The organism is Maricaulis salignorans (genome assembly GCF_900103475.1).
Taxonomy (GTDB): Bacteria; Pseudomonadota; Alphaproteobacteria; order Caulobacterales; family Maricaulaceae; genus Maricaulis; species Maricaulis salignorans.
The window spans coordinates 76,860-100,550 of record NZ_FNHG01000004.1 but is presented as its reverse complement, the minus strand read 5'-3'; the positions used below and the strand labels follow the sequence as shown (position 1 = coordinate 100,550).

Here is a 23,691-nt window from a genome sequence, read left to right as displayed (position 1 = left end):
CTGGCAATGGCGGGAAAGCTGGAATAGACAACGTTCATGACCGATACATCATCCGACGATCCGATCGAAGCCGTTATCCTGCAATTGGTGAAAGCCGCTCCCCAGGGGCGTTCCATCGCTCCGGAGGATGTCGCGCGCGCCGCCGATCCCGATAATTGGCACAAACGCTTTGGCCATGTGCGCCAGGCGGCCATCCGGCTGATGCAAAAGGGCGAGGTCGCGATCCTGCGCAAGGGCAAGCCCGTCACCGATGCCGAGACCTTCAAAGGGGTCTATCGGATTGGCCGCGTCTGATCTCGATCCGCTTCTGAGAGAGATACGGGCCTGTCGTGTCTGCGCCGCTTTCATGCCGCATGAACCACGTCCCATCGTACAGGCTGCCCCTGGCGCCAGAATCTTGATCATCGGGCAGGCGCCGGGGACGCGGGTTCAGGCCTCCGGCCGACCTTTCACCGACCCCTCCGGGGATCGCCTGCGCGACTGGATGGGGGTTGATGAGGCGGTCTTCTATGATGCCGGAAGAATTGCCATTGCCCCGATGGGGTTTTGTTTCCCCGGCCTCGACGCGGCGGGCGCGGACCTGCCGCCACGCAAGGAATGCGCGCCGCTCTGGCAGAAAAAACTGCTTGATCAGCTGGGCGACGTCCGGCTGACCCTGCTGGTCGGACTGCATGCGCAGCGTTTTCACCTTGGTTCGCAGGTGCGAAAAACCATGACAGATACAGTGCGCGAGGCTGAGGCATTCGGACCAGATTATCTCCCCTTACCGCATCCCTCATGGCGGAATAGTGCCTGGTTGCGCAAAAACCCCTGGTTCGAGGCAAAAATTCTCCCAATGCTGCGGTGCCGCATAAAAGAATTGTTACAATAGCGTCTGATCACGATGTTTTCTCGCGCTTGTAACTGGCGGTGCGAAAGGGTATTTGAGCGCCGAATTTTGCAGCGATCACGCTGCGCCCATGGAAAAAGGGTCTGCGCTTCATGAGTGTCTTCGAGCACCCGTCTTTTGACAATCACGAGAAAGTCCTGTTCGCCACCGACGAACAGACCGGGTTGAAAGCCATTATCGGCGTTCACTCCACGGCCAGTGGTCCGGCTTGCGGCGGATGCCGCATGTGGACCTATCCCTCATCGACAGAGGCGCTGAATGACGCGCTGCGCCTGTCCCAGGGCATGAGCTACAAGAATATCATGGCCGACCTGCCGATCGGCGGCGGCAAGAGCGTGATCATGAAGCCGGCGGGCGATTTTGATCGCGTGGCGCTGTTTGAAGCTTTTGGTCGTGCCGTCGAAAGCCTGAATGGCGAATATATCAGCGCCGAGGATGTCGGTGTAAGCCCGGCTGACATGATGGCTGTGCGCCGCTTCACCACTCATGTGGTTGGCTTGCCGGAAGGCAAGGACGCGTCCGGCGACCCGTCACCGGTCACCGCCGAAGGCGTGTTCCGCGGCATGAAAGTATGTATCGAGCGCGCGCTTGGCAAAACCGACCTGTCCGGTGTCACCGTGGCGATCCAGGGTGCGGCGGGCCATGTCGGCTCCTATCTGAGCGGGCATTTGGCCAGGGCCGGCGCCAAGCTCATCATCACCGATATCAATGTCGACGGGCTCGAGCGTCTGAAGGCCGAATACGGCGCGACGATTGTCGGGCTTGATGAAATCTACGACCAGGATGCTGACGTCTTCGCGCCATGCGCACTGGGCTCCATCATCAATCCGGACACGATTGGCCGCATCAAGGCAAAGATCATCGCCGGTGCTGCCAACAACCAGCTGGCAACCCGCGACATGGGCGCCGAAATCATGAAGCGCGGCATCGTCTATGCGCCTGATTATGTGCTCAATGCGGGCGGGATCATCAATGTCATGGGCGAGATCGCCGGTGATTTCGATCCGGCCTGGGTCCAGGGCAAGCTGACCGGTCTCGAGCAGACGCTGGGCGAAATTCTCGATCAGTCGGACAAGGAGGGCCGTCCGTCCAATGTGATCGCCGACGAAATTGCCCGTCAGCGCATTGAAGAAAAGCGCGTCGCCAAACTCGCGTAAACCCCGGCGACCTCCCACGATCCCGATTCAAGTCGCCCCTGCCTTACGGTGGGGGCGATTGTCATTGCGCAGAGTGCTGTGTAGCGCGAGGTGTGCGGGCGCTGCTAGACGGCCACAACGCGCACATAGACCGGATCCAGCACCACATTCACCCGGTCGCCCACGGCGATTGATGCGGGGGAGGGTGTCTGGGCCGTCCACTCGCCCCTGTCCCCGGCGAAGCGACAGGTCAGGTGCGGGCCGGCGGAGCGGCGGCGGGTGATGGTGAAGGTGCCATGATCGGCAAGTGTCAGGACGAAAGCGCGGGGTCGGATCAGGACATTGACGCGCTGTCCGGCTTCAAGACCAGGGGCGTCGACAGCGCCGAATGGCGTCGCGGCCTGTCCGTTGCTGATGTGGCTTTCGATGATTTCGACATCCCCGAGCAGTTTCGCCGCGGTGGCGCTGACGGGTTCCATCCACACCTCGTCCGGGGCGCCGGTCTGGATGATCCGCCCGGCATCCATCAGGGCGAGCTCGTCGGCCACGGCCATGGCTTCCTCGGCATCATGGGTGACGATGAGCGCCGTTGTTCTGGCGGCTCTCAGCGTGTCCACAGTGCGCTCGCGCAGTTCGCCACGTAGCCGGCGGTCAAGGCCGGAGAAAGGCTCGTCCAGCAGCACGACAGCGGGCTGTGGGGCCAAGGCGCGTGCGAGCGCGACGCGTTGTTGCTCACCACCGGACAGCTCATGCGGATAGGCCTTCGCGCGATGGCCGAGTTCGGCGGCTTCCAGCTGGGCCAGCGCGCGCGCCTTCTTGTCGGCACCCGACAGCCCGAAAGCGACATTCGCCAGCGCCGTCATGTGCGGGAAGAGGGCATAATCCTGGAACACCATGCCGACCCGGCGCGCTTCCGGCGGCAGATGGGTCTGTTCGTTATTCCAGATGGTGTCACCGAGGCGGATCGAGCCGGTGTCCAGGCGTTCCAGACCGGCGATGGCCCGCAACAGGGTGGACTTGCCACTCCCCGAGGGGCCGAGCAGGGCGGTGATGCGGCCGGCATACAGATCGAGATTAGCCCCCGCCAGCGCGGCATGGTCGGCGCGGTAGTGATGCTCGGCACCGCGAATGCTCAACACTGTCTGTGCGTCCGTCATGCGGACTCTCCCGGGCGGCATTCTAGCGATCCTGCCGCGATAGGTAGCGGGCAACAAAGATCATGGGAAGCAGGGCGACCAGCGGGATCAGGAGCGAGGGCAGGGCGGCCTCGCCCAGTCGCTCATCGCTGGCGAAATTATGGGCGATGATGGCCAGCGTGTCATAATTGAACGGCCGCAGGATCATGGTCGCCGGCAATTCCTTGAGCACCTCGACGAAGACCAGCAGACCGGCCGAGGTCACCCCGGCGGCGATTAGCGGCCAGTGGATCTGCCAGACCCGGCGGCGGGGCGTGGCGCCGAGCGTTCGGGCTGCGCCGTCGAGCGACGGGGTGACGCGCGCCAGGGCGGTCTCGGCCGGGCTGATCGCGGCCGCGGCAAAGCGCGAGAGATAGGCCAGGACCAGGGCAGCGCCGGTGCTGGTGAGCAGGATGGGGAAGACCTCGCCGGTCAGGGCGCGCCAGGCCGGGTCGATCAGGGCCTGGGTGCCGGAGAGAAGCGCAATCACGCCGACGGCGGCCACGGCGCCGGGGACGGCATAACCCAGGCCGGCGGCCCGTGCGGCCAGAATCGCGATCGTGGTGCGGCTGCGCAGGGCATAGGCGGTGCCCAGTCCCAGCGCTGCGGCGATCAGGGCGGTGACGCCGGCCAGGGTTAAGCTGTGAAGGCTGGCGGCGGCGAGGCCGCTGGCGGCCTCGGTCCGTAGCGCCAGCCAGCCCAGCCGTCCGAGCGGGATGATCATGCCCAGCAAAAGCGGCAGCAGGCAGGCGAGGAATGCGGCGAGCGCCGTCAGTCCGGTCAGCGGCAGTCGCGGCGCCGGCTTGTGGCGCCCGGCGGCGTTGATGTTGCGGGCGCGGCTGCGCTGGGCGCGTTCCAGCCCGAATATGAAGATCGCCACCAGGACCAGGACCAGCGACAGGCGGGCGGCATCGACCAGCGAACCGGCACCGCTCCAGGCGCGGATCAGGCCGATCGACAGGGTCGGTGCGCCGAGATGCGAGACGGTGCCATAATCGGCCAGGCTCTCCATCACCACCAGCGCCAGACCGGCGGCAATCGCCGGGCGGGCCATGGGCAGGGAGGTGCGCCAGAAGGCGTGGAGCGGCCCTGCGCCGAGCGTGCGCGCGGCGTTGTAGGCGTCGGCGGATTGCGCGGCGAAGGCGTTGCGGGCCAGCAGATAGACATAGGGGTAGAGGACAAGGGCGAACATCAGACCCGCGCCCCAGCTGCCGCGTATCGTAGGGAAGAGGCCGCCCGTCATCGCCTGCAGGGGGCCGCCGGCATGGCTGAGGTCGAGCCAGGCATAGGCGGCGACATAGGCGGGCACGGCCAGCGGCAGGATCAGCACCCAGCCGAGGGTGCGGCGACCGAAGAAGTCCGTGCGGGCCATCAGCCAGCCAAGCCCCGTTCCGATCAGTCCGGACCCGGCAGCGGCGATGAGGGCGACGGCTGCCGAGGTGGCCAGGTAGGTCGGCAGGCGGGTGCCGGCGAGGTGGCGCAGATAATCGCCGGTCTCACCGGTGAGCGCGATCCAGGCGACGGCCAGTACCGGTGCCGCGCACAGCGTTGCCGCCAGCACGGCCAGTGAGAGCGTGCGGCCCGGCAGCCAGCCGCGGAACCGGTTTAGGCGGGCCGCTGCCGCCACCGCTATTGCCAGCCAACCCGGTCAAAAATGCGCTGGGCGGTCGCATTATGGTCGCCCAGTTCGGAGACATTGCGCTCATCCTCGACGAAGGGGAGCATCGCCTCCAGCGTCGGGTTGGCCCAGGCCGTATCGGCGATGACCGGGATCTCATTGGTCATTTCGGCGAACATGCGCTGGGCGTCGGGGCTGAAGAAGAATTCGATCAGCGCGCGCGCTTCGTCCGGATGCGGTGCATTCGCCGCGACGCCGGCGCCGGACACATTGATATGGGCTCCGGCGCTGTCCTGATTGGGGAAGAGCAGCGAAACCCCGGCGGCCGCAGCCTGGCGGGCCGGCTCGTCGGAATTCACCATCAGTGCGTAATAGTAATGATTCACAATAGCCAAATCACACTCCCCCGCCGCGATACCTTCAAGCTGGGTTGTGTCGCCGCCCTGGGGGGCGCGGGCCATGTTGTCGACGACGCCCTGGGCCCAGGCTTCAGCGGCCGCTTCGCCGGAGCGCGCGACGATCGATGCGAGCAGGGACTGATTATAGGCATTGCCGCTTGAGCGGACGCAGATGCGACCCTGCCAGCGCGGATCGGCGAGGTCTTCATAGGTCCCGATCTCGGCGGGCTGAACGCGTGTGTTGGAGTAGGCAATGACGCGGGCGCGCTTGGCGAGGGAGACCCAGTAACCTTGCGGGTCGATCAGATTTGCAGGGATGCTGGCCGCGAGCTCGCCGAAATCGCTCTGGGCGAACAGGCCGGCTTCTTCGGCGCGGTGGAGCCGTGCCGCGTCCACAGTGATGATGACATCGGCCGGGCTGCGCTCTCCATCGGCGCGGACGCGCTCGATCAGCTGGTCGCCATTGGCGGTTACCAGATTGACCGTGATCCCGGTCTGCTCGGTGAAGGCCGCATAGATCGCGTCGTCGCTGGAATAGTGGCGCGCGCTGTAGACATTGACGACGCGGGCGCTGTCACCGTCCGTTGCAGCGGGTTGAGAGCAGGCTGCCAATGCGATGCTGGCGCCCAGAGCGAGGAATTTCACGGATTTCATGTCGCACCCAATCTGATTGTTCAGCCTCCCCTGTCTCATTTATGAGAACGTTTCGCAAGTAAAGTCCGCACCGGGGCCGACCGCGAGGATGCCCATCAACCCTGGAGTGGCGCTATCCATGACAGAATCGCGTCGCAGAGCGCGGTCTGTCGGGCAGGTTTTGAACGGGGTGGAGGGTGGAAATGGTGGGCGATACTGGGATTGAACCAGTGACCCCCTCGGTGTGAACGAGGTGCTCTCCCGCTGAGCTAATCGCCCGGTATCCCGGAAAGCGCTCGTATAAGCACGCGCTTACGGGCGGTCAACTCTGCGTGCATGCGGATCTGCACCTGCCCGGTAGTCGGGGTGCGACAACTTGACACATCAGTTTTGCCTCGTCACGGAAGCGTCATCCCTATATCAGCCCTCCCGAACCGGAAGCGCATCCAGCGCATCGGCGACTATTATCATCAGATTGGACGCAATTCCCGGCCGAGGGAAGCTTCGGTCGTATTGGAGGTATTGTTCATGAATAACGATCTGTGCACGCCGGAAGGCGCGCGCCGTCTTAAAGCGCGTATTGAAGCTTACTGGGCCGAGCGCGGCTATGACGTGAATGTCGATCTCGTCGAAGCCGGCTTCATGCCTGCCATGCGTTCCGCTCGCACTGATGTGCGGTCGAACCTGGTCAATGGCATGCCAACACGGCCTGCCAATGATGTCGGTCGCGAGCGTCGCTCCGCCTGATCCCGACTAGGCTCGCCAGATATCGGCGAGCGCCCCCGGAATATCACCAAAATCATGCAGCAACCGGTCGGCTCCCAAGGAGCCGGCCGGTGCTTCGCTATAGCCATAGCTAAGCACTATGCTTGGCACCCGTGCAGCTCGCGCGGCGTCGACGTCCGGCGCGCTGTCGCCGACCATTGCGGCGCGTCGATGGCCGGTGCCGAGCGCTGTGTGGACATGGTCAGCAGCAGGTTTTTTGGCTGTGGTGCGGTCGGGGCCAATAATGCGGGCGAAATAGCCCGTCAGCTTGAACTCGGCGATCAGCAGATCCGACAGGACTGACGGCTTGTTGGTGCAGACCGACAGAGTGGCGCCAGCACGTTGCAGCCGCGCCAGCGTCGTCTCCACCTGCGGGAAAACCCGGCTGTGGGCGGCGATATCGGCCTGGTAGATATCAATGAATCGCGCCACCAGGTCTGGCGTCGCATCCGGCGATAAAACCCGCCCCTGTTGCGCATAGGCGCGCTCCAGCAGCGCCTGCGCGCCGCGCCCGACCAATGCCCTCAGATCATCCACGGGTACCGGTGTCAGGCCGTCAGGCTGGATTGTCGCGTTGAGGGCCCGGACGAGATCGGGCGCTGTGTCGACGAGCGTGCCGTCGAGATCGAAGGCGATCGAGGCTTGGCCAAACAGGTCGGGGTCGAGAAGGTCGGACATGTGATTTTGCTCTTTGAGGCTGGCGATTGCGACGCTGTATGGTTACGCGCTATCGCACGATAGGCTATAGCGCCCTGACACATGTCCAACACGCTTTCGGTCCGAGAGGATAGCCCCATGTCACGATCCCGCGCTGCAGTCATTCTGGCTGCCGGACAAGGCACGCGCATGAAGTCCAAAACGGTCAAGGTCCTTCACGGAGTCGGTGGGCGGCCCATGCTGGACTGGGCGATTGACCTGGCGATGCGTAGCGATGCCGGGCGGATGGTGACGGTCTATGGCGCGCATTCGCCGGCGGTGCGTGATGCGGCCGAGGCGCTGGGGTCGGCGACGGCCTTGCAGGATCCGCCGCTGGGGACAGGGCATGCCGTGCTGGCAGCCCGCGAGGCGCTCGCGGATTTCAAGGGCGATGCGATCGTGCTGTATGCCGACACGCCATTGATCAAACCGGAGACGGTTGAGCGGGTGTTCGCGGCGCTGGAAAGCGGCGCGGCGGTGGCCGTTCTGGGCTTCGAACCGGCAGAACCGGCCGCCTATGGCCGCCTCGTGCTCGACGATGAGGGGCATCTCGACCGGATCGTCGAATTCAAGGACGCCTCCGAGGCGGAGCGGGCGATTGGCCTGGTCAATTCCGGTGTGCTGGCCGCAGAAGCGTCGCTCCTGTTCGATTTGCTCGGACAGGTCGGAAATGAGAATGCCAATGGCGAATACTATCTCACCGATGTCGTCGGACTGGCCCGCTCACGCGGACTGAAGGCCGTTGTGGTGCGGGCGGGCGCCGATGAGGTGCTCGGGGTCAATTCGCGGATCGACCTGGCCGAAGCCGAAACGGCGCTGCAGGCACGGATGCGCCGCGAGGCGATGAATGCCGGTGTCACCCTGGTTGCGCCGGAAACCGTGTTCTTCTCCTGGGATACCAAAATTGCGCGCGACGTGATCATCGAGCCGAATGTCGTTTTCGGACCCGGTGTGACGATTGGCGAGGATGCGGTGATCCATGCTTTCTCCCACATTGAGGGCGCGACGATCGGCGAGGGCGCTCATATTGGCCCCTATGCGCGGCTTCGTCCCGGCGCAGAAATCGGCGTGAAGGCCAAGGTGGGCAATTTCGTCGAGATTAAAAAGTCGCAGCTCGGAGAGGGTGCGAAAGTCAATCACCTCTCCTATGTAGGAGATGCCAGCGTGGGTGCCGGTGCCAATGTCGGTGCCGGGACGATTACCTGTAATTATGACGGCTTCGGCAAACACCGCACAGTGATCGGTGAGGGCGCCTTTATTGGCTCCAATACCAGCCTGGTGGCCCCGGTCACGGTCGGCTCGGGTGCCATGACCGGATCCGGCGGGGTGATTACTGAAGACGTCCCCGCTGACGCCCTGGCCCTGGCCCGGGCAGAGCAGACCAACAAGGATGGCTGGGCGGCCCGTTTCCGCCGCGCCAAATTGACCCGCAAAGCCAAGAAGGACACGGCTTCATGAGTGTTGCAGACCGCCTGAAGGACAAGACGCTGTACCGGACCGCCTCCTTCATTGATGGGGCATGGGTCCAGGGCGAAGGCGCCAAGCCAATTCTCAATCCTGCCAATAATGAGATGATTGCCGAAATCGGCGATGTCGGTGCTGACGGCGCCCGGTCAGCGATCGCCGCCGCAGCGACAGCCTTTGAGACCTGGAAGCGAATCTCCCCCTTCGAGCGCAGCAAGCTCCTGATGCGCTGGCACCAGCTGATCCTCGAGAATGCCGCCGATCTGGCCGTACTGATCACGCTGGAAATGGGCAAGACCCAGCGCGAGGCGATGGGCGAAGTGGTTTATGGCGCCGCCTTCATTGAATGGTCGGCCGAGGAAGCCAAGCGCATCCATGGCGAGACCATGCAGCCACCTTTCCCGAATTCTCGCGGCTGGACCATTCACCAGCCGGTCGGCGTTGTCGCTTGCATTACGCCGTGGAATTTCCCCAATGCGATGATTACGCGCAAATGCGCCCCGGCCCTGGCGGCCGGTTGCACCATGGTCATCAAGCCGGCACCGGAAACGCCGCTCTCGGCCCTGGCGCTGGCTGAACTGGCCCGGCGCGCCGGCATTCCCGACGGCGTGTTCAATGTCATTTGCGGCGATGCCCAGGTGCTCGGACCGGTCATGACCGGAGCGCCCGAAGTCAAGATGATCGGTTTCACCGGCTCGACGGCGGTCGGCAAATTGCTGATGCGCCAGGCGGCTGATGGTGTGAAGCGTGTGGCGCTCGAACTCGGTGGCAATGCGCCCTTCATCGTCATGGATGACGCCGATATCGAGGCTGCGGCCGATGGCGTCATCGCCTCGAAATTCCGTGTCTCCGGTCAGACCTGCGTGTCGGCCAACCGTATCATCGTGCAGAGCGGTATCGCGGATCGTTTCGTTGCTGCGCTGGAGGCACGTGTCTCCAAACTCAAGCCCGGCGACGGGTTTGACGGCACATCCGATCTCGGCCCGCTGATCCACCATGAAGCTGTCGCGCGGGTCGATGCCCTGGTGCGCAATGCCCGCGAGAGCGGTGCGCGGATCGTCACCGGTGGCAAGCCGCTGGTCGACGAGCTTGGGGGGGCTTTCTACGCCCCGACCCTGATCGAGGGTGGTAATCCGACGATGGATCTGGCCTGTTTCGAGATTTTTGGACCGGTCGCCTCAATCTATCGCCTCGATACCGAGGACGAGATCCTGCGTCTCGCCAATGACACGCCCTATGGGCTTGCGGCCTATGTTTATACGCGGGACGTCAATCGCGTTTATCGCATTACTGAAGGGCTCGATTACGGCATGATCGGCGTCAACGCGCCGATGGTCGGCTCGGCTTCCACACCGTTCGGCGGCATGAAGGAATCGGGTATTGGCCGCGAAGGTGGCAAGTGGGGCGTGGAGGAGTTCTCCGAGCTCAAATACGTGCTGCTCGGAGGCGTTGAGGCATGAGTGCCAATCGCCAGAAGACCTTCGCCGCCGCTGCCGCATTGGCTTACGTCGAAGACGGCATGACGCTGGGGCTCGGCTCCGGCTCGACGGCCGAGATCTTCGTCCGCCTGCTCGGTGAGCGCATCAAGGATGGATTGCGCATCCAGGCGGTGGCGACGTCAAACCAGACAGCAGAGCTGGCGCAGGAAGTCGGCGTGCCGCTGATTGATGTCGACCATGTCAATCATATCTCGGTGACCGTTGACGGCGCCGACGAGGTCGACGGCCATTTCCAGCTCATCAAGGGCGGTGGCGGTTGCCTGTTGCGCGAGAAGATCATCGCCCACGCGTCTGATCTGATGATCGTTGTGATCGATGAGAGCAAGCTGGTCTCCAGGCTGGGCCGGTTTGCATTGCCGGTTGAAGTCGACCGTTTCGGCTTTTCCATCACCGCCAAGCAGATTTACGACGTGCTGCGCGCCTGTGGCATCGCCAAGCCGGATGTTCAGCTGCGCCGCAAGGGCGACGGGCTGGAGCCCTTCGTCACCGATGGCGGCCATTACATCCTCGATTGTGCCTGTGGCGCGATCCCGGACGCAGCGATGGTGGACTACCGGCTCAAGGCGCTCCCGGGCGTGGTCGAGCATGGCCTGTTCATCGGCCTCGCCCGTGTCGTGATTGTCGGCGAGGATACTGAAGCACGCGTACTGGAATTATAGGGGGAAATAGTGATGGGGTTTCTGAAGTTTTTGTCCGTTTTGAGTGCGAGTCTCCTGGCGTCGGCCCTGCTGCTAGCAGCACCGGCTGCGGCGGATGATCGCGAAGCGCTCGCCCGCCAACTCGCCGAGCAGGTCGGTGCGGTCGATCTTGCCTCAAGCATGATTGATTCAATGGCGCCGTTAATGCGGGATCAAATCCAGTCCAGCGCGCCGCAATTGAACGACGAGCAGCTCGATACCGTTGTGCGAATTCTGCTTGAGGAATTTGAAGCATCCCAAACCGAACTGACCGACTTGATCGTGATGCTCTATGCGACCGAGTTCACCGAAGCGGAACTGCTCGGGGCGATCGAATTCTACGAGACCGAACTCGGCCAGGTCCTGCTCGCACGCATGCCGGCCTTGATGGAGCGCTCCGTCGTTGCCGGTCAGCAATGGGGCGCGGATGTCGCCCAGCGCGCCTTGCCGAGAGTCCAGGAATACCTCGCCACCATCGAATAACGTCGCAGCAGGAGACAATCCCGATGACCCAATATGATTACGACCTCTTCGTCATCGGCGCCGGTTCCGGCGGAGTGCGCGCCGCACGCATGGCGCGCCAGTATGGTGCGGCGAGGGTGGCGATTGCCGAGGAATACCGGGTCGGAGGTACCTGCGTGATTCGCGGTTGCGTGCCGAAGAAGTTCCTCGTCTATGCCAGTGAATTCGCCAAGACGTTCAAACTGGCGGAGAGCTATGGATGGTCCGTCGGCAAGCCGACCTTCGATTGGGAAAAACTGATCGCGGCCAAGGATGCCGAGATCGACCGCCTGTCCGGGATCTACTGGCGCAACCTGTCCAATTCCGGCGTTGAGATCATCGAGGATCGGGCGGTATTCGAGGATGCCCATACGCTGCGTCTGGTGAAATCCGGCAAGACCATTACCGCCGGCAAGATCCTGGTCGCAACCGGCGGGACGCCCTTCGCGCCAACCGATATTGAAGGTCATGAGATGGGGGTTTCCTCCAATGAGGCTTTTCATCTTGAAACCCTGCCCAAGCATGTCGTGATCGCCGGCGGCGGCTATATCGCCTGTGAATTCGCCCAGATCTTTGCCGGCATGGGTTCGCAGGTCTGCCAGGTCTATCGCGGCGATACCGTGCTGCGCGGCTTTGACGATGATGTCCGCAGCCATGTCCATGAGGAATTGGTGCGCTCGGGCGTTCGCGTCATCACCCATGCCGTGTTCGAGAAAATCACCGATCTCGGCGATGGCATGAAACGGGTGCAGCTTTCCAATGGCAGCCATGTCGATGCCGATATGGTGATGTATGCAATCGGCCGTGATCCGCATGTCGTCGGGCTCGGGCTGGACAAGGCCGGCGTCGAACTTGATGGCAAGGGCGCAATCAAGGTCGATGCCTTCTCCCAGACCAGCGTGGGGCATATTTACGCGGTGGGTGATGTCACCAACCGGGTCAATCTGACCCCGGTCGCGATCCGTGAGGGCGCGGCCTTTGCGGCTACCGTGTTTGGCGGCAATCCAACCGCCTATGATCACAATGACATCGCCTCTGCTGTCTTCACCCAGCCGCCGGTTGGATCGGTCGGCCTCTCAGAGGCCGATGCGCGCAAAGCCTTTGCGCAGGTCGACATTTACAAGACCAGTTTCCGGCCCATGAAAATCTCGCTGACCAATGATGCCAGCCGGATGTTGATGAAACTTGTCGTCGATGGGGAGACAGACCGGGTTCTGGGCGTGCATATTGTCGGGCCGGATGCGCCGGAGATGATCCAGATGGCGGCCATTGCCGTCAAGGCGGGTTTGACCAAGGCTCAGTTCGACATGACTTGTGCCGTGCATCCGACCAGTGCCGAAGAACTGGTGACCATGAAGGAAAAATGGTCGCCACCCGAATTGAAAGCTGCTGAGTGATATGAGCTGGTCCCCGAATTCATGGCGTTCCAAACGCGTCGAACAAATGCCCAATTATGCCGATCCGGCGGCGCTTGATCGCGCTATTGCCGAGCTTGGAAATCGTCCGGCGCTGGTGTTTGCCGGCGAAGCGCGGCGCCTGCGCCGCCAACTGGCCGATGTCTCTGCGGGTAATGCCTTCCTGCTTCAGGGCGGTGATTGTGCGGAGAGCTTCAAGGAGTTCTCGACCGAAGGCGTGCGCGACACCTTCCGTGTCCTGCTGCAAATGGCGGTCGTGCTGACCTTTGCCGCCTCCAAGCCTGTGGTGAAACTGGGCCGCATAGCCGGGCAGTTTGCCAAGCCGCGCTCGGCCGACATGGAGACGATCGACGGGGTCTCCCTGCCGAGTTATCGCGGCGACAGCGTCAATGACATGGCCTTCACGCCCGAGGGCCGTCAGCCCGACCCGCAGCGCTTGATCCGTGCCTATGACCAGTCGGCCTCGACGATGAATTTGCTGCGTGCCTTTGCTTCGGGCGGCTATGCCGACCTGAATAATGTGCACCAGTGGACGCTCGATTACGTCAAGGACAGCCCGGCGAATGAACGCTATATCGAGACCGCCAACCGGATCTCCGAAGCGCTGGCCTTCATGAAGGCCTGTGGCGTCGGCCGCGACAGTGCCCCCTCGCTGGAGACGGTGGATTTCTTCACCAGCCATGAAGCGCTGCACCTGCCCTATGAGGAGGCGCTGACACGGCGCGATCCCAATTCCGGGCAATGGTATGCGACGTCGGCCCATATGGTGTGGATCGGCGAGCGGACGCGTCAGCTCGATGGCGCGCATGTTGAATATGCCCGCGGTATTTCCAATCCGATCGGCGTCAAATGTGGCCCGACCATGAAGCCCGATGATCTGCTCGCTCTGATCGATGCGCTCAACCCGACCAATGAGGCGGGCCGTCTCGTCCTGATTACCCGGATGGGCGCCAATAATGTGCGCGAGAAATTGCCGGCCCTGGCACGCGCCGTGACGCGGGCCGGACGCAAGGTGGTCTGGTCAAGCGATCCGATGCACGGCAATACGATGAAGACGGAGAGCGGCTACAAGACGCGCGATTTCGAGCGTGTCCTCAACGAACTCGAAGGCTTCATGGATGTCCTCTACGCCGAGGGTGCCTATCCCGGCGGGGTCCATATCGAGATGACCGGCAGCAATGTCACCGAATGTGTGGGCGGCGCCAATGCGGTCACCGAGGCCGATCTGGCATCGCGTTACCACACCCATTGCGATCCGCGGCTGAATGCCGAGCAGGCGCTCGACATGGCCTTCCGGATTTCGGAATCGCTCAAACGGGTCCGGACCAGCCGGAACACCGACGCGGCCTGATTGCCGCCCCGTCAGGGGCTCACCTGCTCGCGCAAAGAAAAACGCCGCCCGAATTGCTTCGGGCGGCGTTTCATCAGTGCTGTGAAGCGCTGATTAGATATCTTTGAGGGCAGCAGCCGGACGGAATGCCGCCTGGGTGCGAGCCTTCGACATCATCTTCTCGCCGGTACGCGGATTGCGCACTTCACGAGCTTCACGATGTTTGGCGTGGAACGTGCCGAAACCGGCAAGCTGGACGCTGTCATTGCCTTTGACCGAACCAATGATGGCATCGATCGCAGCGTCGACGGCGTCGCCCGCTTGAGTGCGGGACAGGCCGGTCTTTTCGCTGACGGCTTTGGCGAGGTCTGACTTGTTCATAGGGTTCCCCCCAGTTTGTCGCGTTCCGGCCGACACGGTCATCGCATCTAGCCGGTTTTTCGCGTGTTCGTTGACCAGCCAACAAGGCCAACAACCGAGGCTGTTTGCAAGCCTCAACAGGTGAATCGGGCCGAAATCGCTGCATTTTTATAGGCAAAACCCTGAAATAGGGCCTGCGGCCCCGTAATTGCGTGCCTTGGAAGGCATGTTTCAAGGTGAACCAGACCCTAATACGCCCGCCGCGATTCGGGCGATTCGCGTGCTGCCCTTCGCTTTGGCGGCTGCTGTGGGCAGCTATTTCCTGGCTGGGAGCTTCGGGGTCGGCCCGGACTGGGCTGCCGGCTTGGCGGCGATTGCCGGGGGCTGGGTCCAGGGAAGACTGTCGCGGCGCTGATCGAGCGACGCTGCTGTGCGATGCCTCGCAAGGCCCTGAAGCTCCGCTGGTTGAGCCTCAGGGTCTTGTCGAGGGGATGCGCGATCCGGCGTTGATGTGCTGGGTCAGGATCAGATCTTGACCAGCATCTTGCCCTTGTTGAGACCGGCGAACAGGCCGGTGAAGGCTTCCGGCGCTTTCTCGATCCCGTCCATGATGGTCTCGGCCGGCGTAATCTTGCCCGCCATCATCCAATTGCTCAGATCCTTGATGAATTCGGGCTGGATATCGAGATGGTTGGAGACGATGAAGCCCTGGATCTTGAGCGATTTGCCGACGATGAAAGTCAGATTGTCGGTGATGCTGGCCGGCTCGGCGTCATTATAACGCTGAATCATGCCGCAGGCCGCCATGCGACCGAACTGTTTGAGCGTATTGAGGGCCGCGGTAAAATGCGTGCCGCCGACATTCTCGAAATAGCCGTCAACGCCTTCGGGCACGGCGGCACGGATCGCCGCGGTGAGGTCGTCCGTCGCCTTGTAGTCAATGGCGTGGTCGGCCCCGATGGTCTTGAGATAGTCGCACTTCTCCTGGCCGCCAGCGGTGGCAACGACATTGGCCCCCATCGCCTTGGCGAACTGGATGCCGGCGGAACCGACAGCGCCGGCGCCGGCCGACATCCACATGGTCTCACCAGCCTGGAGGTCGATGATGCGGCGGATGCCGACATAGGCGGTCAACCCGGTCAGGCCGGCAATGCCGAGGAAGGCTTGCGGTGGCAGCAGGCTGGTATCGATCTTCTGAACCGCCTTGCCCGACGCGGTATAGGCTTCGCGCCAGCCCAGCATCGACATGACGTGATCGCCTGGCTTGAGCCCTTCAAACCGGCTCTCGACGACTTCGCCGACGGCGCCGCCTTCCATGACAGCACCCAGTTTGAACGGGTCGATATAGGTTTTGATGCCGCTCATCCGGCCCCGCATATAGGGGTCGACCGAGATGTAGAGATTGCGCACCGTCACCTGGCCTTCGGCCGGAGCCGGCAGCTCGGTTTCGACAACCGAGTAATTCTCTTTTTTGGGCGCGCCCTTGAGATAGGCGTTGAGGTGGATTTCACGAGATTTCATGGGGAGAGTCCTTATCGAGAGTTATGGTTGAAACAGGTCTAGCAGGCTGAGCCCGAACTGGTTGTCCAGAATCCAGCTGGCCGCCAGGAACTGGCTGGCGGCGCTGATGATGAAGGTGAGGGGCGAGAGCAGGATCAGCCCGCCTATCCGCATCACCGTGCCGAGGATGGAGCGCGAATAGAACCGCGCGATCAGCCAGCCGGTGAGTATGAAATAGGCGGCCAGCATTGCCATCAGGGCGATGCCCACCATGCTCTCCGCAAACAGGACTGCGGGAAGCATGAGGATAAAGATGATTGTGCTCGCATTGGTCGGCACGAGATAGAGGCAGAGATGCGTCCAGAGTGTCAGGGACGGTCGGTAGAGTTTGAGCAGGATGAGATAGGGCAGGGAGCTCACGATCATGATCGGCCAGAGCATCAGACTCATACTGTCTTCGATGGCGCGGTCGATACTGGCCGCGTCATGGCCATTGAGCCAGTCGACCAGACGCGCCGGGTCCATGTTCGCCGAGAGCGATTCAATTGTCACACTCGTGGGTGCGCCGAAAATCGCGGCGGCGGCAAACTGCAGGCCCAACAGGGCAACCAGTACCCGAATGGGCGAAATATAGCGTGAATAATCGCCCTGGATCGCGGCAAGCGCGACCTTCGGGGTTCGCACGATCGAGTGCCAGAGCGTGCGGAATATCCGCGCGTCGACATCGAATGCGGCCACGGTGATCGAATCGACCAACTGGTAATCCGTCTCCCTTGATCGCTTTTCGTCTGTCACCACCCATCCCCTCCGGCCTTGCTTCATGGTAGAGCGCGGACGCCGGACCGCAAGTAGGGGAGGCTGAAGCCAATGCAGACCACGTCAAACCACCCCGCCGGGATTGTCCTGCGCCGCGGCGAACGCAGTGATATCGCTGCCCTGACCCGCGTCTTCTACCGTGCCGTGCGCGAGGGGGCGGGGCCGGAATATTCCACCGAACAACGCGCCGCCTGGGCACCGGCTCCACCGGAGGTCGAGGCCTGGGACAAGCGCCTGACACCGCAGGCCGTGTTCGTCGCCGAACTGGATGGTGCGGTGATCGGTTTCATGAGCGTCAAGAGCGATGGCTATATCGACCTGGCCTTTGTCGATCCCGAGCATATCGGCCATGGCGTGGCGCAACTCCTGTATGACCGGCTGGAAGCCCATGCCCGCGAAACCGGGATGGAGCGCCTCTACAGTGATGCCAGCGCCCGTGCCCGCATCCTGTTCGAGCGTCAGGGCTGGACGGTCGAGGCGGCGCAGAAGCCGATGATTCGCGGCGTAGAATTGCACAATTACCGTATGAGCAAGGCGCTCGCCGACGAGGATTAGGACCCGTCGATGGCGCGTTTCGGCGCCGCGCGGGTGTGTGACTGTGACTTGATTGCCCGGCCCGCACTTGTATGGAGCCGGTACTCGATTGGGTCGGTATGGGCCTGCGGCCGATATTGCCAGGGAATGTAGAGAAGATGTCAGATTCCATGATTGTCAGGGCAGGGGTTGTCGGCGCCGGCGTGTTCGGTGGATTTCATGCCGCCAAATATGCCGCCGACGAGCGCGCTGTTCTCATCGGGATTTACGATCCCGACCTGGAGCGCGCCCGGGCGCTGGCCGCCAAGCATGGTGTCAGGAGTTTCGACACGCTCGCCGCCCTGATCGCCGCCTGTGATGCCCTGACGGTCGCCAGCCCGGCCGTCCACCATTTCGAGGCGGCCGCTGCCAGCCTGGCCTCCGGCCGGCATGTGCTGGTGGAAAAGCCGGTCGCCTCCTCGGTTGAGGAAGCACGCGAACTGATCGCGCTCGCCGCCGCGCATGGCTGTGTGCTGCAGGTCGGGCACCAGGAACGCTTCGTCTTCAACGCGATGGGCCTGTTCCAGATACCCTCCGCGCCGAAACGCATCATCGCCCGCCGGATGGGGCCGCCCTCGGAGCGCAATCTCGATGTTTCCGTGACGCTTGATCTGATGATCCATGACCTTGATCTGGCGATTGCCCTGGCCGGTGCCGCCGTGACCAAGGTTGAGGGCAAGGTCGACAAGGGCCGTTTCGGCCACCCCGATATTGCCGAGGCCGTGCTGACCTTTGAAAATGGCTGTGTCGCCGAGCTGAGCTCGAGCCGGGTGCATCATGAGCGCGACCGCAAGATGCGGGTCGAATACGCCGAGGGCGTGGTTGATGTCGATTTCATCGCCAAGAGCTTCGAGAATACGACGCCGTTCGACCTCAATCCCGGCTTCGCCGATACCGACATGGCGCGCGATTCGCTCGGCGCCAATGTGAAAGCCTTTATCGCTGCCGTGCTCGATGGCGCACCGGTCGCCGTGCCCGGCATTGCCGGCCTGCGGGCGCTTGATGCAGCACGCGCTGTTGACGGGGCGCGGATCTACGGATCCTGACGGTGCTTGCCGGACGCGGCGCAGCGGGATAGATCGCGGTCCATGACCCAGACAGTGAAGATCCTCTCGGCCCAGCTCAATCCGGTGGTTGGCGATGTTGCCGGCAATCTGGCCCGGGCCCGTGACGTCCATGCCGATGCCCGCGCTCGCGGCGCCGATCTGATCGTGTTTCCCGAACTTTTCCTGATCGGCTATCCGCCCGAGGATCTCGTGCTCAAGCCGGCGACTGTCGAAGCCTGCCAGCGCGCGCTCGAATCCCTGGCACCGCTGACCGCTGACGGCCCGGCCATCCTGATCGGTCTGCCCTGGCGCCAGGACGGTCTGTTGCACAATGCCGTGGCCTTGCTCGATGAAGGCCGGGTGTCGGCTCTGCGCTACAAGCATGACCTGCCCAACTACTCCGTGTTTGACGAAAAGCGTGTCTTCGCGCCCGGCCCGCTGCCGGACATTGTCGCCTGGCGTGGCATCCGGCTCGGCCTGCCGGTGTGCGAGGATATCTGGAGCGCGGCTGTGCCCGATGCCCTGATCGCCCAGGGCTGCGACATGATGATCTCGATCAATGGCTCGCCCTGGCGCCGGACGATCGAGGCGGAGCGCCGCGGTGCCTTTGCCCGCTGGTTTGACCGCTGGACTGGCCCCAAGGCGCTGATCTTCGTCAACCAGATCGGTGGTCAGGACGAACTCGTTTTTGACGGCGCCAGCTTCTCGCTTGGCAGCAATGGCGTTGAATGTCAGCGCCTGCCGGCCTTCGAGGAGGCGATGGATCTGGTCAGCTGGACCCGCAGCGCGGCGGGCTGGTCCAGTGAAGGTGGGCAGCAGGCCAGGCCTGTCACCGGACTGGAGGCCGACTGGCAGGCGATGTGCCGCGGCCTGGGCGATTACGTCACCAAGAATGGCTTTCCGGGCATTGTGCTGGGCATGTCGGGCGGCATCGACAGCGCCATCAGCGCCGCCATCGCCGTTGATGCGCTGGGGGCCGACAAGGTCTGGGCGGTGATGCTGCCGTCGAAATATACCAGCGCGGAGAGCCTTGAGGACGCGAAGGATTGTGCCCGGCGTCTCGGCATTCGCTATGACATTTTCGATGTCGAACCTGCGATTGCCAGTTTCGGCCAGGTGCTGGCGCCGGCCTTTGCCGGTACCGAGCCTGACGCTTCCGAGGAGAATATCCAGTCGCGCGCTCGCGGCGTCGTTCTGATGGCCCTGTCCAACAAGTTCGGACCGATGGTGCTGTCGACCGGCAACAAGTCGGAAATGGCCGTCGGCTACGCCACCCTCTATGGCGATATGAATGGCGGTTTCAACGCCCTCAAGGATGTCTACAAGACCGAGGTCTATGAGCTGGCGCGCTGGCGCAATGAGGCGCGCGACCCCGTCGGGTTCGGCCCGGCGGGCGCGGTGATCACACCGCGCATTATTACCAAGGCCCCGAGTGCCGAACTGCGTCCCGACCAGACCGACCAGGACAGCCTGCCGCCCTATGACATTCTCGACGCCATTCTCTACGGCCTGATCGAGGACGAAAAAGCGCCGCGCGATCTCGTCGCCGAAGGCCATGATGCGGAGACCGTGCGCCGGATCGAAAACCTGCTCTACCGCGCCGAATACAAACGCCGCCAGGCCCCGCCCGGCGTCAAGATCGGCCCGAAGAATTTCGGCCGCGACCGCCGCTATCCGATGACCAACCGCTTCCGCGCCGATTGACCCTGCACGAAAATCTCCACGCCGCGAGCGGCTGGAGGTTTGCGGGCTTCCCATCGAAATGGGAGGGGTGTGGGACGCCTTCGAGTGCCGAACTGGCGCCAGTATGTATTTTGTTTGGTGTGGCAGTCGAAGCCGTCCCACACGTGCAGTTTTCCCGGGCTGTCTCCACCCCGTTTCCAATCCAGATAGGTACTCAGGTCGGTCGTTTAGTGCCGTCAGACCTTCTGGACGCCCTGCCGGAGTTCGGGCCGTCACCCCTCTACCCGGACAGGCTGCACGCTCCCGACCGCCGCGACTGACTGAGCTCGTGCCTCCCGTGCGACCGGAACGGGTTGAGGATAAGCGCAGGTGTGGGGGGGGGGGGATAATTTGGGTCAAAGGTCGTCATCCTGACGACGGTCAGGACCCAGTTTCAGACTCAACGCGAATTGAATAGTTGCCAGATTTCCATGTGTTACCGCTCGATGAACTGGGCCCTGACCTTCGTCAGGGTGACGCAAATATTTGACGGCCATGCTGGATAAGCCCCGTCAGCGCGGAACAATCATCAGCACCAAACACCCAACCCCACCGTCATCCCACGGTGCTCGGGCGCGCTTTGCGCGGCTGAGTGTCCGGGGGACCTCAGCGATCCGGTGGGTCGGCGGGCTCTGCTGTTACTCATGGCCAGCGTTACCGCTGAGGTCCCCCGGACGCGCTTTGCGCGCCGTGGGATGACGGTTGGTTTGTTGGCAGGGGGGAATGTCCGCCGACCGTCGCGCCCGTCATCCTCACCAGCTCCGACCGCTTCGCGGCCACCTCTTCCATCAAGGAAGAGGAGGGCGTTTGATCTGACCCGCTTCGATGATCTCCCTCCTCTTCCTTGATGGAAGAGGTGTCGCCGAAGGCGACGGAGCTGGTGACGGCTTCGCATTTCGTTTGTGGGCGCTGGGTCGAACGGATGGGGGCCAACTCTCCAGCTTTTGTCTTGGGCGAATGAGCATGTCCACCCGGCCCACACCCCGCCCTGAAACCCATGCCGGGATCCGGCCAGACTGGAATTGACAGGTCAAGGGCGCCGCAGGCGCCGCTGCGCGGTCAGGACCCTTGACCTGTCAATTCCAGTCTGGCGCCCTTGCTTGGCAAGGGGGTTAGGGTGAGTTCTGCCCGGTCGGGGCCGGGCGAAACCCTGACGAGCTGATCTGGAAGCGCCGCCTCACCAGCGGGAGGCGTGTCGTGGCTCGGCAGGGCGCGCGGTGGCCATGCCGTGGACTCGCGGATGGCATGCGACCCGTAAGATTTTGGTGGACGGTCTGATCGGGCGCGTCATGATTGGCCGTCACGCAGGGGGCCGGGATGACTGTTAGTTTCGAGAAGGAAAGGCGTGCGCGAGCGGTTCTAGCCTGGTTGCTGGCCTGTCTCGTCGGGGGACTGTCACTCAGCGCGCCCTTTGCTGTTCCCATAATGATCAGTGACGCAACGATTTACGGAAGCGGCCACTTTTCTGCTGGCCTCGTGTTGGCGCTCGCGGTGATCATCTACACGCTGGTGCTGACAGCGATCCCGGCCATAGTGCTGGTGAATCTGGTGCGATTGTTCGGTTGGCGCCGCGGGATCGCCGATGCGGCGGTACCGGCAGGTATTTCGTTCGCGCTCACTACCTTGCTGGTCGCCGGAAATGGCGATCAGCCGGTCGGCTGGCTTCCATTCTTGATCGCGTCTGTCGCAGGCATTTCCGGCCTCACCTACTGGCTCCTCGCCGGCCGTCCCCGCCCCCCATATTGACACCCCCGCTTGCCCCAACCCCGCGACAGCGCTAAGCCACCGCCTCAACTTCAGGCAGGCGTTTTCCCATGACCAAAGTCCGTTTTGCTCCCAGTCCGACCGGCAAGCTCCATGTCGGCAATGTTCGCACCGCGATCTTCAACTATCTGTTCGCGAAAAAGGCGGGCGGGACGTTTTTGTTGCGGATCGACGATACCGATACCGAGCGTTCGACCAAGGCCTATGAGGACGGGATCCGTGAGGACCTGACCTGGCTGGGGATTTCCTGGGACGAGACGTTCAAACAGTCCGAGCGCTTTGACCTTTACGAGGCCGCCGCCGCCAGGCTGCGCGCCGACGGGCTGCTCTATCCCTGCTATGAGACCGGCGATGAGCTGGACCGCAAACGCAAGCTGCAGATGAAGAATGGCCGTCCGCCGGTTTATGACCGTGCGGCACTGGAACTCACCGATGCGCAGAAGGCCGCCCTTGAAGCGGAAGGACGCCGGCCGCATTGGCGCTTCAAGCTGTCGGGCAATCCGGTGGTCTGGGAGGATATGGTTCGCGGTCATGTCTCGATCGAGACGACCTCCCTGTCCGACCCGATCCTGATCCGCGAGGATGGCAGCTATCTTTATACGCTGCCGAGCGTGGTCGATGATATCGACGCCAAGATCACCCACATTATCCGCGGCGAGGATCACACGACGAATTCCGGCGCCCAGATCGAGATTTTCGAGGCGCTGGGCAGCGCCGCGCCGATCTTCGGCCACCAGGCTTTGCTGGTCGGGGCTGATGGCGGCAAGCTGTCGAAACGGATCGGCTCGCTCGGCATTTCCGATATCCGCGATGTCGAGGGCTATGAGCCGATGGCGGTGATCTCGCTGCTGGCCAAGCTGGGCACGTCCGATCCGGTCGATGCTTTCGAGACGGTCGAGGGGCTGCTCGAGGGCTTTGATCTGGGCAAGCTGTCGCGCTCGCCTGCCCGCTTCGATCCGGAAGACCTCAAGCGTATCAATGCCAAATTGCTGCACGCCAAACCCTATGCCGAGGTGAAAGACCGTCTCGCCGCCATGGGCGCTGATGGCGGCGAAGCTTTCTGGAACGGGGTGCGCTCCAATCTCGAACGCCTCTCCGACGCCAAGGCGCTGGCCGCCCTGGTCTCCGGGCCGGTGACGCCGGTGATTGCCGACGAGGATGCCGAATTCGCTGCGACCGCGGCCGAGATGCTGCCGGCTGGCGATCTCGACGGGACCAGCTGGGGCGCCTGGACGACGGCGCTCAAAGAGGCGACCGGCCGCAAGGGCAAGGGGCTGTTCATGCCGCTGCGCCTGGCATTGACCGGCGAAGCCCACGGGCCGGAGATGGCGGTGATGCTGCCATTGATCGGGCGCGAGCGGGCGATCGCCCGGCTCAAGGGCGAAACCGCCTAGGGCGAGGCTGTCCACTTCGTTTTCGAGGAGGCCCTGCGCATTGCGCGGGGCCTTTTTGTCTCATCTGCGCGTCATTTTGTCAGGACAACTTGACATGAGGCGGTGTGAGTGTCAGGTATGCATGACAATTAGTCATTGATACCTGATAGAGGCGAACATGCATCTCAATCGACTGCACTCCCCCAAATTGCGCGCCTGGTTGCTCGCCCTGATCGGCCCGCTGGTCGCGATCATCGTCGCGGTTTCCGCGGTGCGTCAGCCCGATGACGCGTCGCCGGGCGAGGCGGCCGCTGTCACATCCACCGGGCAGGGAGAGTAGA

At 63.0% G+C, this 23,691-nt stretch carries 23 protein-coding genes and 1 tRNA gene; 16 read left to right on the top strand and 8 right to left on the bottom strand.

What is annotated here, in order from left to right:
- Positions 1-36: 36 nt before the first annotated feature.
- From BLT42_RS05175 to BLT42_RS05165, 3 genes are all read left to right on the top strand, one after another.
- Entirely contained in the window at positions 37-294 is a 258-nt protein-coding gene (locus BLT42_RS05175; protein WP_091767831.1) for a DUF3253 domain-containing protein, read from the top strand.
- Positions 251-871, top strand: a complete 621-nt coding sequence (locus BLT42_RS05170) for a uracil-DNA glycosylase family protein (RefSeq protein ID WP_091767825.1) — start codon at positions 251-253, stop codon at positions 869-871. The genes BLT42_RS05175 and BLT42_RS05170 overlap by 44 nt, the downstream gene beginning before the upstream one ends.
- 110 nt (positions 872-981) lie before the next feature.
- Entirely contained in the window at positions 982-2,046 is a 1,065-nt protein-coding gene (locus BLT42_RS05165; protein ID WP_091767822.1) for a Leu/Phe/Val dehydrogenase, read from the top strand.
- A 104-nt stretch (positions 2,047-2,150) separates the two neighbouring features.
- Here the strand turns inward: BLT42_RS05165 and BLT42_RS05160 are convergent, their stop codons facing one another.
- The 4 genes from BLT42_RS05160 to BLT42_RS05145 form a co-directional block, all read right to left on the bottom strand.
- Positions 2,151-3,182, bottom strand: a complete 1,032-nt coding sequence (locus tag BLT42_RS05160) for an ABC transporter ATP-binding protein (RefSeq protein ID WP_091767819.1) — start codon at positions 3,180-3,182, stop codon at positions 2,151-2,153.
- A gap of 22 nt (positions 3,183-3,204) precedes the next feature.
- A complete protein-coding gene (locus BLT42_RS05155; protein WP_233342329.1) occupies positions 3,205-4,827 on the bottom strand; it encodes an ABC transporter permease in 1,623 nt (540 codons plus the stop codon).
- Positions 4,828-4,829: 2 nt separating this feature from the next.
- The gene (locus tag BLT42_RS05150; RefSeq protein ID WP_091767816.1) at positions 4,830-5,870 is read right to left on the bottom strand and encodes an extracellular solute-binding protein; all 1,041 of its coding nucleotides are present in this window, start codon (positions 5,868-5,870) and stop codon (positions 4,830-4,832) included.
- 183 nt (positions 5,871-6,053) lie between these two features.
- A tRNA-Val gene (locus BLT42_RS05145) sits at positions 6,054-6,128 on the bottom strand.
- 249 nt (positions 6,129-6,377) lie between these two features.
- Between BLT42_RS05145 and BLT42_RS05140 the strand changes: the two genes are divergently transcribed.
- Complete coding sequence (locus BLT42_RS05140; protein ID WP_091767813.1) at positions 6,378-6,596, top strand: phosphoglycolate phosphatase; 219 nt, start codon at positions 6,378-6,380, stop codon at positions 6,594-6,596.
- A gap of 6 nt (positions 6,597-6,602) precedes the next feature.
- Here the strand turns inward: BLT42_RS05140 and BLT42_RS05135 are convergent, their stop codons facing one another.
- Entirely contained in the window at positions 6,603-7,292 is a 690-nt protein-coding gene (locus BLT42_RS05135; protein ID WP_091767810.1) for an HAD hydrolase-like protein, read from the bottom strand.
- 117 nt (positions 7,293-7,409) lie between these two features.
- Here BLT42_RS05135 and glmU point away from each other — a divergent pair, with 117 nt between their 5' ends.
- Genes glmU through BLT42_RS05105 form a run of 6 tightly spaced genes read left to right on the top strand, consistent with a single transcriptional unit; the run spans position 7,410 to position 14,217 of the window.
- On the top strand, positions 7,410-8,768 hold the full coding sequence (gene glmU / locus BLT42_RS05130; protein WP_091767807.1) for a bifunctional UDP-N-acetylglucosamine diphosphorylase/glucosamine-1-phosphate N-acetyltransferase GlmU: 1,359 nt from the start codon (positions 7,410-7,412) through the stop codon (positions 8,766-8,768).
- A complete protein-coding gene (locus tag BLT42_RS05125; protein ID WP_091767805.1) occupies positions 8,765-10,234 on the top strand; it encodes an NAD-dependent succinate-semialdehyde dehydrogenase in 1,470 nt (489 codons plus the stop codon). The genes glmU and BLT42_RS05125 overlap by 4 nt, the downstream gene beginning before the upstream one ends.
- Complete coding sequence (gene rpiA / locus BLT42_RS05120) at positions 10,231-10,932, top strand: ribose-5-phosphate isomerase RpiA (protein ID WP_091767803.1); 702 nt, start codon at positions 10,231-10,233, stop codon at positions 10,930-10,932. The genes BLT42_RS05125 and rpiA overlap by 4 nt, the downstream gene beginning before the upstream one ends.
- Before the next feature lie 39 nt (positions 10,933-10,971).
- Positions 10,972-11,433 (top strand): DUF2059 domain-containing protein, encoded by a 462-nt coding sequence (locus BLT42_RS05115; RefSeq protein ID WP_176780260.1) that lies wholly within the window; start codon positions 10,972-10,974, stop codon positions 11,431-11,433.
- Between the two features lie 23 nt (positions 11,434-11,456).
- Entirely contained in the window at positions 11,457-12,848 is a 1,392-nt protein-coding gene (gor, locus tag BLT42_RS05110) for a glutathione-disulfide reductase (RefSeq protein ID WP_091767799.1), read from the top strand.
- 1 nt (position 12,849) lies between these two features.
- Entirely contained in the window at positions 12,850-14,217 is a 1,368-nt protein-coding gene (locus BLT42_RS05105) for a class II 3-deoxy-7-phosphoheptulonate synthase (protein ID WP_091767797.1), read from the top strand.
- Between the two features lie 93 nt (positions 14,218-14,310).
- On the opposite strand, the gene BLT42_RS05100 is transcribed toward BLT42_RS05105, so the two are convergent.
- The 3 genes from BLT42_RS05100 to BLT42_RS05085 all read right to left on the bottom strand — a co-directional run bounded on the left by BLT42_RS05100 (position 14,311) and on the right by BLT42_RS05085 (position 16,851).
- On the bottom strand, positions 14,311-14,577 hold the full coding sequence (locus BLT42_RS05100; protein ID WP_091767795.1) for an HU family DNA-binding protein: 267 nt from the start codon (positions 14,575-14,577) through the stop codon (positions 14,311-14,313).
- 504 nt (positions 14,578-15,081) lie between these two features.
- A complete protein-coding gene (locus tag BLT42_RS05090; RefSeq protein ID WP_091767791.1) occupies positions 15,082-16,077 on the bottom strand; it encodes an NADP-dependent oxidoreductase in 996 nt (331 codons plus the stop codon).
- Between the two features lie 21 nt (positions 16,078-16,098).
- Entirely contained in the window at positions 16,099-16,851 is a 753-nt protein-coding gene (locus BLT42_RS05085; protein WP_143024052.1) for a DUF3667 domain-containing protein, read from the bottom strand.
- A gap of 72 nt (positions 16,852-16,923) precedes the next feature.
- Between BLT42_RS05085 and BLT42_RS05080 the strand changes: the two genes are divergently transcribed.
- From BLT42_RS05080 to BLT42_RS15105, 6 genes are all read left to right on the top strand, one after another.
- On the top strand, positions 16,924-17,427 hold the full coding sequence (locus BLT42_RS05080) for a GNAT family N-acetyltransferase (protein WP_091767786.1): 504 nt from the start codon (positions 16,924-16,926) through the stop codon (positions 17,425-17,427).
- A gap of 137 nt (positions 17,428-17,564) precedes the next feature.
- Positions 17,565-18,491: a Gfo/Idh/MocA family protein gene (locus BLT42_RS05075; protein ID WP_091767782.1), complete on the top strand. Its 927-nt coding sequence runs from the start codon at positions 17,565-17,567 to the stop codon at positions 18,489-18,491.
- A gap of 42 nt (positions 18,492-18,533) precedes the next feature.
- Complete coding sequence (locus tag BLT42_RS05070) at positions 18,534-20,195, top strand: NAD+ synthase (protein ID WP_091767779.1); 1,662 nt, start codon at positions 18,534-18,536, stop codon at positions 20,193-20,195.
- 1,335 nt (positions 20,196-21,530) lie between these two features.
- Positions 21,531-21,959, top strand: coding sequence for a hypothetical protein (locus BLT42_RS05065; protein WP_143024051.1), 429 nt, complete (start codon positions 21,531-21,533; stop codon positions 21,957-21,959).
- Positions 21,960-22,027: 68 nt separating this feature from the next.
- Complete coding sequence (gltX, locus tag BLT42_RS05060; protein ID WP_091767773.1) at positions 22,028-23,371, top strand: glutamate--tRNA ligase; 1,344 nt, start codon at positions 22,028-22,030, stop codon at positions 23,369-23,371.
- Positions 23,372-23,528: 157 nt separating this feature from the next.
- Positions 23,529-23,690 (top strand): hypothetical protein, encoded by a 162-nt coding sequence (locus BLT42_RS15105; RefSeq protein WP_176780259.1) that lies wholly within the window; start codon positions 23,529-23,531, stop codon positions 23,688-23,690.
- The last annotated feature ends 1 nt before the right edge of the window (position 23,691 follow it).

Bases quoted from the DNA above. Each gene is read 5' to 3' on its own strand.
- rpiA (WP_091767803.1), top strand. From the start codon at position 10,231: ATGAGTGCCAATCGCCAGAAGACCTTCGCCGCCGCTGCCGCATTGGCT.
- BLT42_RS05070 (WP_091767779.1), top strand. From the start codon at position 18,534: ATGACCCAGACAGTGAAGATCCTCTCGGCCCAGCTCAATCCGGTGGTT.
- BLT42_RS15105 (WP_176780259.1), top strand. From the start codon at position 23,529: ATGCATCTCAATCGACTGCACTCCCCCAAATTGCGCGCCTGGTTGCTC.
- BLT42_RS05140 (WP_091767813.1), top strand. From the start codon at position 6,378: ATGAATAACGATCTGTGCACGCCGGAAGGCGCGCGCCGTCTTAAAGCG.
- BLT42_RS05065 (WP_143024051.1), top strand. From the start codon at position 21,531: ATGACTGTTAGTTTCGAGAAGGAAAGGCGTGCGCGAGCGGTTCTAGCC.
- BLT42_RS05170 (WP_091767825.1), top strand. From the start codon at position 251: ATGCCGAGACCTTCAAAGGGGTCTATCGGATTGGCCGCGTCTGATCTC.
- BLT42_RS05125 (WP_091767805.1), top strand. From the start codon at position 8,765: ATGAGTGTTGCAGACCGCCTGAAGGACAAGACGCTGTACCGGACCGCC.
- BLT42_RS05105 (WP_091767797.1), top strand. From the start codon at position 12,850: ATGAGCTGGTCCCCGAATTCATGGCGTTCCAAACGCGTCGAACAAATG.
- gltX (WP_091767773.1), top strand. From the start codon at position 22,028: ATGACCAAAGTCCGTTTTGCTCCCAGTCCGACCGGCAAGCTCCATGTC.
- BLT42_RS05150 (WP_091767816.1), bottom strand. From the start codon at position 5,870: ATGAAATCCGTGAAATTCCTCGCTCTGGGCGCCAGCATCGCATTGGCA.
- BLT42_RS05080 (WP_091767786.1), top strand. From the start codon at position 16,924: ATGCAGACCACGTCAAACCACCCCGCCGGGATTGTCCTGCGCCGCGGC.
- BLT42_RS05135 (WP_091767810.1), bottom strand. From the start codon at position 7,292: ATGTCCGACCTTCTCGACCCCGACCTGTTTGGCCAAGCCTCGATCGCC.
- BLT42_RS05100 (WP_091767795.1), bottom strand. From the start codon at position 14,577: ATGAACAAGTCAGACCTCGCCAAAGCCGTCAGCGAAAAGACCGGCCTG.
- BLT42_RS05090 (WP_091767791.1), bottom strand. From the start codon at position 16,077: ATGAAATCTCGTGAAATCCACCTCAACGCCTATCTCAAGGGCGCGCCC.
- glmU (WP_091767807.1), top strand. From the start codon at position 7,410: ATGTCACGATCCCGCGCTGCAGTCATTCTGGCTGCCGGACAAGGCACG.
- BLT42_RS05175 (WP_091767831.1), top strand. From the start codon at position 37: ATGACCGATACATCATCCGACGATCCGATCGAAGCCGTTATCCTGCAA.
- gor (WP_091767799.1), top strand. From the start codon at position 11,457: ATGACCCAATATGATTACGACCTCTTCGTCATCGGCGCCGGTTCCGGC.
- BLT42_RS05165 (WP_091767822.1), top strand. From the start codon at position 982: ATGAGTGTCTTCGAGCACCCGTCTTTTGACAATCACGAGAAAGTCCTG.
- BLT42_RS05075 (WP_091767782.1), top strand. From the start codon at position 17,565: ATGTCAGATTCCATGATTGTCAGGGCAGGGGTTGTCGGCGCCGGCGTG.
- BLT42_RS05160 (WP_091767819.1), bottom strand. From the start codon at position 3,182: ATGACGGACGCACAGACAGTGTTGAGCATTCGCGGTGCCGAGCATCAC.